Below are 1,623 nucleotides of genomic sequence, written 5' to 3'. Positions count from 1 at the left end.
GGAGCTGCCACTCTGCTGGGCATTGCCATCATTTTGATCAACCTCGGTGTCTTTACTTATGTCGCCACCTGGTTCTGGCCCATATATGAGCGTATCATGCAACGTTCCGGGCTGATAGCTTCAACCCTGGGCATCCTGTTGCTGGTACTCAGTTTTTATGTGCAATATGTGGACAACCGTTACAACGAAGCGAAAAAATAATAATATAATATATATAAGTTAATATCTCTGAGATATCTATAAAAGGAAGGAAGTGTTAATAATGAGTCTTATTTCTAAGCTGAATGAGGACCGAAGTCTAAAGATACCAGAAGAAATATTAAAAAAAGCAGGATTGAGACCAGGTGCTGAAATTATATGGCTATATGACGAAGAAACTAGGCAAATCTTATTAATGGAAAAGCCAGATAGTTTTGCAAAAGTTATGAGAGGATTGGGAAAGGAATTATGGAACAATATTAACACTAATGAATATATAAAAGAGGAAAGAGAATCATGGGAATAAACAATAATCTATCAATTATTGATGTGGATTATAAAATTGCAGATATAGCATCAAGGATTAGAGCTAATTATAATATTAAAACTCCAGATGCGATAATTTTAGCTACAGGTATATCCATGAATGTTGATTATTTTATTACAAATGATATTAAATTAAAAAATGTATGTAGTAAAGAGAATATAGAAGCAATAATTATAGAAGATATAGAGGATTAAACAGCAGGTTTATTATGTTAGAAAACTTACTGGTTTTTATTTTTATTATTTACAATATTATTACAATTATTGGAAATGACTTATAATTTTTATAATCATGATAAAATAATGTTAAGGAGATGATGAGCGTGAAAAGTATAGGAAAGTACTTGAGTCTTGTATTGATATTAGTTGTTTTGTTAAGCATTCCAGTAAATGCACAAGGTCACAAGGTCAATGTTATATTAGATGGAGCTGGTGTAGATATGGAAACTATCTTAGAAAGTGATAGAATCTTCGTACCCGTTGAGGCTCTGGGCGAGAAGTTGGATTTTAAAGTAGAGTATGTTGACAATCAGATTTATATAATAAAAAATAATGCTAATATATTATTAACTATAAACTCTAATATGGCTATGGTGAATGATGAAGAGTTAGAATTGGATGTTAAGCCATTGCTAATAGATAATAATATCTTTGTTCCACTTAGATTTGTAGCAGAAAGTATGGGAAAGGATGTTACTTGGGATGGAAGTAATTATAATGTATTGATTGGAGAATTCAATCAAGAAGCAAATATTGAAGATACATTTATTTATTTCAATGAAGAATATGGATACACTCTAAGCTTTCCAAATTCATGGAAGGATGAAACTATTATCGAGACAAAAGATGGGACTCTATATGTCTACGATAAGAAGTCAACAGGGAGATTTATCGAAGATGGATACGAAAGCTATGGACCAGTATTTGAAGTAAGACTTAGTGACTATTCATTAACTGCTGGGCTAACTTGCTCAGATGATTATGTGCTTGACTATAGTGACGGAAAATATATTGAAGCATTATTTGGAAGCGATTTTCAATTCTATCCTGAAACGGTAGATTCATATAAGAAGATATATGATGAAGGGCTAAAGGTAT

Annotated in this window: 4 protein-coding genes; all 4 read left to right on the top strand. The window is 31.9% G+C overall.

Features of this window, described 5'->3' with window-relative positions; all coding sequences use genetic code 11:
- Positions 1-201 (top strand): hypothetical protein (locus VK998_RS07090; protein ID WP_325226966.1); only part of this gene is annotated, 201 nt, incomplete at its 5' end.
- A 61-nt stretch (positions 202-262) separates the two neighbouring features.
- Positions 263-505, top strand: coding sequence for a hypothetical protein (locus VK998_RS07085; protein ID WP_325226963.1), 243 nt, complete (start codon positions 263-265; stop codon positions 503-505).
- Entirely contained in the window at positions 496-720 is a 225-nt protein-coding gene (locus VK998_RS07080; protein WP_325226960.1) for a type II toxin-antitoxin system VapC family toxin, read from the top strand. Before VK998_RS07085 ends, VK998_RS07080 begins: the two co-directional genes overlap by 10 nt.
- 122 nt (positions 721-842) lie before the next feature.
- Positions 843-1,623: copper amine oxidase N-terminal domain-containing protein (locus VK998_RS07075; protein ID WP_325226957.1), on the top strand; the 781-nt coding region annotated here is incomplete at its 3' end.

This window comes from Schnuerera sp., assembly GCF_035459645.1.
GTDB lineage: Bacteria > Bacillota > Clostridia > Tissierellales > Tepidimicrobiaceae > Schnuerera.
Note: the sequence above shows the minus strand (reverse complement) of the source record. Positions and strands in the feature narration are given on the sequence as shown.